At 34.3% G+C, this 7,326-nt stretch carries 3 protein-coding genes and 1 pseudogene; all 4 read right to left on the minus strand.

The genetic code is table 11. The annotated features are described in order from the left end of the window. Positions 1–896: DDE-type integrase/transposase/recombinase (locus tag EGI31_RS14035; RefSeq protein ID WP_255037855.1), on the minus strand; the 896-nt coding region annotated here is incomplete at its 3' end. A gap of 2 nt (positions 897–898) precedes the next feature. Then, a complete protein-coding gene (locus tag EGI31_RS14040) occupies positions 899–1,207 on the minus strand; it encodes a helix-turn-helix domain-containing protein (protein ID WP_255035463.1) in 309 nt (102 codons plus the stop codon). A 332-nt stretch (positions 1,208–1,539) separates the two neighbouring features. Beyond that, positions 1,540–6,624, minus strand: a complete 5,085-nt coding sequence (locus EGI31_RS14045; protein ID WP_255037856.1) for an Ig-like domain-containing protein — start codon at positions 6,622–6,624, stop codon at positions 1,540–1,542. A gap of 488 nt (positions 6,625–7,112) precedes the next feature. Beyond that, positions 7,113–7,326, minus strand: a pseudogene (locus EGI31_RS14050) (IS110 family RNA-guided transposase); the annotation flags it as partial.

The raw sequence follows: 7,326 nt of genomic DNA on the forward strand, positions 1-7,326 counted from the left end.
AACGGGGTTGATTTTAAGTCAACTCCTTTTTGAAGTAAATATTCATAAGGACTGATAAAACCAATACCTCCATGAATTCTTTCAAAGTTATAGAATTCTCTGAATTCGTCTATTGTTCTTTTTGCTATTTTTATATTTTCAAACTCAAACCTCTGACAGACAGTTCTTTCCATAATTGAATGATAAGATTCAATATGAGCATTTTGTTGCGGTGTACCTGGTTTTGTAAATTCCTGTGTAATGCCATTGTTTTTTAGAAAATCTTGCACCACACTTGCTATAAATTGACTACCGTTATCGTTTCTTACTATAAAATTTTTAGGCAATCCAAACTCAGCAATGACCTTTTCAAATAGCTTTATTACATCTTCTTTTTTTATATTGTAAGCCATGTAATGGCCAATATTAAATCTACTGAATATATCTAAGATCGTTAATACTTGCATACTTTTACGTTGGCCACTTACCCAGACATATTTAATGTCAAATTCAAAAAAACTAAACTCTGTCTCCACTTTGGGAATCAAATCTTTTACTCGGTTTCGATTTGATTTTTTACTCGAAATCGGATTGCTTCCTCTAAGTAAATTGTTGATTTTCATTAATTTATAAACATAGTGTTTGCTTATTCTATATTTTTCTTTGTCCACTAAATGACGAAACGTTTTATAAGCTCCATAGTCAACAAAAGGCTTGGCGAACAATAACTTAATACGTCCAACAATTGCTGATTCTGTCACTTCTCTACCTTTAGAATCATATATAGTCGCATAAGGTTTTCTTCCAGCTTTGCCATCTGAGGGTTTATAATAAAATGAACTCTTCGATAATCCACAATGGCTCAAGACGTTTCTAATTGGAAATCCCTGGCTAATAAATTCAATAGCGACTTCCATTTTTAACTCTTTTTCAATTGACTTTTTTTTAAAAGCTCATCTTTTATTCTCAGCTCCAAAGCATTGTCGGCAACTATATTGCGAAGCTCTCGAATCTCACGCTCTAATCGCTTGATTGCTAAATCCTTGTCTGACTTCTTAATTGATTCTAAACCTGACTCTCCTGTCTGATCTAAAATCTTTTCCCAGTTGTAAATAGTTGTAGAGGATACTCCAAATTCAGCAGACGCTGCTCCAATACCTTTTTCTTTGTAAAAGGAAATTATCTGTAATTTCTGTTGCTGACTCCAGCTTTGACGATGCTTACTCATAATGACACAAAATTAAAAGTTAAAACTCTATTTTTGTGTCCTAATATTTATCGGGATGAAATCAGGGCAAAAACCATCTCCCGAACTTCTCATAAGATTTACAGTATTGCAAGTAATTATATTGGAAAAGAAATTATTTTTGAAGGAGTAAATTAATGACCACTCCAAGTATTAATACTTTGAGTACTATATAGATGACTGAAATTGATGATTGATAGTCAAGCAACTAAAACCTTCTTGACACCCCAACGATGTTGAAACGATCCTAGAACGGGGTTGCAAGGCAAAAAAAACACCTAGAAGTTTTGAATGTCTAGGTGTTTTTGCAATGTTTAATCCTGAAAGATATAGTACAGATTTGATTGATAATAGTTATTGTCCAAGTTATAGCATTGAACACTGTAAACACCAGGACTTGAAACTGTAATTGTCTGGCCTGTTTCTCCATTTGACCAATAAATTAAATTATCGCAACCTTCAGCTGATAAAGTAGTAACTACTCCTGGTTTTAGCACGTACCCATTGTTCGATATTATTTTAATATTGTTTGGTATTTCTGCAACCGTAACTTGATAAGAATTACTTGGCAAGCTTTCACAACCGTCAAAAACACAAGTAGCATAAATATCATAAACACCAGGCTCAAAAAATTGAAAGAGTGAGTTTCGAGGTTCTCCATAAGTTGAATATTTCACTTCAGGGTACCACTTTATTGTGCCGCTTGAGCAGCCAGATTCAATCGGAAAACTGATTGTATCTGCAATAAAAATGTTTGAAGACTGCCAAGGATACATTCCTAATAAAGGAGCCTGAGGCAGTTCTTTCTTAGAAACGGTAATTGATTCACTATTTACACTTGAACAACCATTGAAAGTCGCACATTTAACACTGTAATTTCCGATATCTGAGACTATAATATTTCTTGAAACACTTCCATTGGACCAGATAGTTGAGTCTCCCAGACACCCATTTACATCAAGTGAAACTGTTTGTCCTTCACAAATTGTGGTTGAACCTAAAGTTGAAACAGTAGGTCGCTCAGGTCTTTGATTAACTGTAACCAGAACAGTATCACCTATTGAATTACTATAACAACCAAAAGAGTTTAGGCATTCCACATTCATATAATACTCACCTGGCACCCCCCAATAATATTCATATCTGATTGAATCTTCTTCAAATCCTATATTTGAATTCCAACGATATTCTCCTGATTTACATCCAGAAGCAACAAAAATCACTGAATCATCTACGCATATGTTTGTATTACTAAGTGCAGCTAAACTTGGCACATTGGGCCGTGGATTTACAATAATCGTAAGTGGTTCACTAAATTCACTCGAACATCCAGAATTTGAAACACATTTTACTGAATAATTTCCAGATGAATTAACTATAATTTCATCTTGTGTAGCTCCATTTGACCAAAATATTGTCCCAGATGAACACCCTGATGCCTTTAAAATAGTAAAATCTCCTTGACACAAATTAGTAAGTCCATTTACGACTATCTCAGGCTTGCTTGGTTTTGGATTAACAGTTATTTTGACTGTAGTTATAGCGAGGCATCCAGATGGGTCGGTGCCTGTAATTAAATAAGTTACCGAATTGCTTAAATTGCCTTGGTTAACCAAGTTGCCTGTTGAAAATATACCACCATTACCGCTAGATGTACCCAAAATTGCCCCAGCATTTGATGCTACAGTCCAAGAATAAAAAGTACCAGGTTTATTACTAATTAATGAACTGGTAAAAGATTCCCCAGAGCAAATTTTTCCATTTTGAGTAATAATAGAAAGCTTGGGATTAACAGAAACCGTACTCTGGGTCGTAGAAGTACAACCAAAAGAATTCGTGCCTACAATATCGTATTGCACACTTCCTAAAGTGGAAGGATTCGGATTTATTAAAGATTGTGCCATTATGGCACCAGAACCTGAAGAAGCTCCAATAATATTACCTACTATGTTTCCAACACTCCAACTATAAGTATTGTCTGTATTGGATGATATTTTTATTTGGGGAGCCTGCTCAGAACAAATAGATTGGTTATTTGCAGAAATATTTGGAACTGGATTTACTGTTTTCACCACACTTAAAGTTGAAGAACATCCAAATGCATTTGTTGCAGTGACATTGTATGTTACAGTTCCTTGATTGCTTGAACTTGGATTGGTCAATGTACCGCCAATAGAATTACCTGAACCATTTGAAGCTCCAGTAATGTTTCCAGTAATGCCTCCTACAGTCCAACTATAATTATTGATTGATTCTGAGTAAAATGAAATAACTGAGTTAATTCCAGAACATTGTGTTAAATTGTTGGCCATAAACTTTGGAATTGGATTTACGGTAACAATTGAGTTAGCATTTGCCGAACAACCATTTGAACCTATACCTGTTATTGAATAAGTAATAGTACTAGGCGTAGTATTGTTTGGATTGGTAAGTACTTGAGAAATTATATTTCCATTGCCATTAAATGCACCCGAAATTCCATTTAGACTACTATTTACTGTCCATGAAAAAGTAGTTAAAGCGTCTCCATTTATAGGAATTGACGTGGAAGTACCGGAACAAATACTTTGGTTGCTAACATTCAAAATAGGTTTCTCTTTAACAATAACTGTTTGAATTAAACTCGGCAAACTTTCGCACCCGTCAATTGAACAAGTCGCTGAATAACTTCCAGATTCTGAGACTAATATAGAATTTGAAACTACGCCGTTTGACCATTTAATTGCTCCGCTTGGGCAAGGGGAAGCATTAAATGTTACATTTCCTCCTTCACAAAAAGTCAAAGGGCCACTTGCTGTAACATTTGGAGACATTAGCATGGGTTTAATAAATACGTTGATACTATCGCTGAATAAACTTCTACAACCATTACTATCTGTACAAGTGGCCATATATCCTCCTTCAGCATTTACAACTAAAGTGTTTCCAACACTCCCCTCATTCCAAGTAACTTGTCCTAAACAATTTGTTGCAGAAAGTGTAACTGAACCACCTTCACAAATCCTTGTGGAGCCACTTGCCGAAATAATAGGAGGGAAAACTCTAGGGAGAGTATTAATCACAACTGAATTGCTACTACTACTTTCACAACCAGAGTTTGAGATGCATTTAGCAGTATATGTGCCTGATTGATCTACAGTGAGGAATTCTCCTTCATAACCATTTGACCATCTTATTATTGAAACGCAACCCACGGCTTTTAATATCACGCTTGATCCTTCACAAATATTTGTACTGCTGAGAGCACTTATTGAGGGTGCAGCGGATACCGTTATTGCGATTGCAGTGGTTGCAGTAATTGAAATTGGACAATTTGTATTTTTCCCTGTTACAGTATATATTCCTGCATTTGATAATGAAGAATTTGAGATTGAAATAGTATTTCCTGTTGAGATAAAACTATTGGGCCCGGTCCATTTATACTCATCGGCTCCCGTTGCAGCAAGAGTAATTGTTCCACCCAAACAAACCGGACTATTGTTTTGAACAGAAATATTTGTTGGATTTTTATTTACGTTAACTTGAGTAGATACCGAACTTATACAATTATTTGAGCCTTTCACTGAAAATGTATAGGTACCAGCTTTGTTGGAATTTGCATTTGTTACATTTAATGTCTTGCTCGCTGTTGACGTACTGAATAGTGAATTTGTTATTTGAGGGCCTGACCATAAGTATGAAACTCCATTTCCGATTCCTGTTAATTTAAAACTACTACCCTCACAAACTGAGGTTGTACTTGGGCTGATTTGAGGTACTGCAGGACTTGGGTTCACGGTTACTTGCACTCCAACTTTCTTTGAAACACATTCTCCTATTGAACAGCTAGCATAATAAATTTTTGAGGAATTCAATATAGGAGTGGGGAATGTTTGACCTTGGTAAATAACCTCATTGCTTAAATTAGAATCAAACCATTTTACAATTCCAAGACAGCCGTTTGCAGACAAATTGGCACTTTTCCCACTACAAATAGTCTGTGGAGACAGTATAATCGTTGGGTTAGATACTTGAACATTGATAGTTGAAGTGGCAAAACATGAATTTGAACTTGTTACTTTAAAAGTATATATTCCTGTATTTTTTTCTATTAAATTACTTTGCGTTAAGGTTGTTGATGAAACGTTTGTTGAATTAGGACCACTCCAATTGTAGCTTAGTGTTCCAGTACCAGTCCCGCTCCCTACAAGACTTAATGTTTGTCCTTGACATTTTAAAATAGGACCTGTGGCATTTATGGTAGCCGTAGGTACATTTTTACCATAAACAATTGTAGAAACGGCACAAGTCACTCCTCCGAAAGACACATCAACAGAATAAATTGCAGCTGTAGAAGATGCTTTAATTGTTACATTGTTTGAATTTGGGTTTTGAATTTGGGTTGGACCTGTCCAAACATAACTATAACCTGTTCCTATTGGTGTTGCAGATAAAACTACATTACTACTACCACAAATTGGATTAGATATCGTCGTAGGGTTTGTTGCTGTTGGTTTAATAATAATGATTGAAAAGGATTTTTTTGGACTTTCTGCACAAGTATTAGAAATACAAGAGACTTTATAAGTTCCACTATTATTGATGGTATAATTAGGGCCAGAATGTAATAATTGATTTGATGAATTATACCATTTATATTCACCGCCTATGGAACTGCAACCAGCTCCAGAAACGGTATAAGAACAAAATTTTGACCCCAAATTCCCATTTGTGGGAGTAGGGCATACTGTTGTTTTTATATTCTGTTCTGCAATTAATGATTTATCAATTTTCTCCTCAGTTGATCGGGGTTTTGAGATTCTCTGATCGTTATTTTCACTTAGATTTAAACTCAGATCTCCTTTTTTTATAAAAATCGTTTCGGAATTAGAGTTTTTCGGCCCTTTCAATAAATAAAATTTCGGATTTTCATTATACTCATAAAAACTCCCTACTACATCTAGCTCAATCCTTGGGTTATTTGCACTAAATTCCAAAGGAATGAATTCAAAATAATTTCCACCTTCTTGGATAAAGCCCCTAGGAAAAACTACTTTAATCGAAAGATTTTGGCATTCCTCATCTTTAAAACTTTGATGCAATCCTCCAAAATATTCTAAAATAATTGAAATTGAAATTTTCTCGCCAATGTCATAATTCTTCTTTGACGTTTTGATCTCATACTTTATGCAATCAATGTAATTGTTGTCATTAAAAAAGCGAATTTCTTTTTTGCCTTCAAAAACTACAATTGGGTTATTTTTTTTCCGGCCATTTTCAGTTTTTTCTTTTAATGGCTTATCCAAAATTACCGATTTCGAAGGTTCACCAAGTATTGAACCGCTTGTTGAGTAGGCATTAAAGCAAATAAGAAATAAAGAAATTAAGTAAAGTTTACTGGAGTAGAATTTTAAATTCATTCGTCTAGATTTAATTGAAATTATGTATAAGTAGTTTATTAAGAATACTTTAAAAGTACTTTGTGGATTTAAAAAATCATTTCGGGGAATAGAATGATTTTTCCAAAAAATAAATTTGATATTCATTGAATTCACAGCAAAAATTGAACCAATAAATGAGTAAATGGCAGTAAATAATATTTAGTTAAAGAATGGCTTAGGCAATCATGCTGAAGAAATATATTCTTTCTAGTTCTCAGTTAAGAAGGTAATCCATGCCGCGTTCGACTATATAAATGAATCCAGTTATAATAGGAATTATAGAAAAGGAAGAAGAATATCTGAATAGTTTTGTGGAGATTATAATGGGACGAGAATTGATCCATTCAAATTGAGAAAATATAAATATCCTGCCAATAGGTCGGATTGGAAATCCCATTTTATCTAGCTTCGACATGACCTGCGGAACATGTCGATAGCTAACTTAAATCCAAATATTTTCTTTAAAATTATGCTGCTCTTTTATAAACATATTCTGGATTAAAAGGTGTTTTAGTTCTTACAACTGCATACATCTGATGAATCAATTTGTTTTTCACATTATTCATTGCCACAAAACCTTTCTTTCCTTCTTTTTTCTTTCGGTCAAAATATTCCTTCATTTGCGGGTTAAACCGTATGGCTGCCATTGCTGCTATATGAAAAATGCCTTTTAGCTGCTTA

The sequence above is a fragment of the Lacihabitans soyangensis genome (assembly GCF_024343775.1).
GTDB classification, from domain to species: domain Bacteria; phylum Bacteroidota; class Bacteroidia; order Cytophagales; family Spirosomataceae; genus Leadbetterella; species Leadbetterella soyangensis.

Bases quoted from the DNA above. Each gene is read 5' to 3' on its own strand.
- EGI31_RS14040 (WP_255035463.1), bottom strand. From the start codon at position 1,207: ATGAGTAAGCATCGTCAAAGCTGGAGTCAGCAACAGAAATTACAGATA.
- EGI31_RS14045 (WP_255037856.1), bottom strand. From the start codon at position 6,624: ATGAATTTAAAATTCTACTCCAGTAAACTTTACTTAATTTCTTTATTT.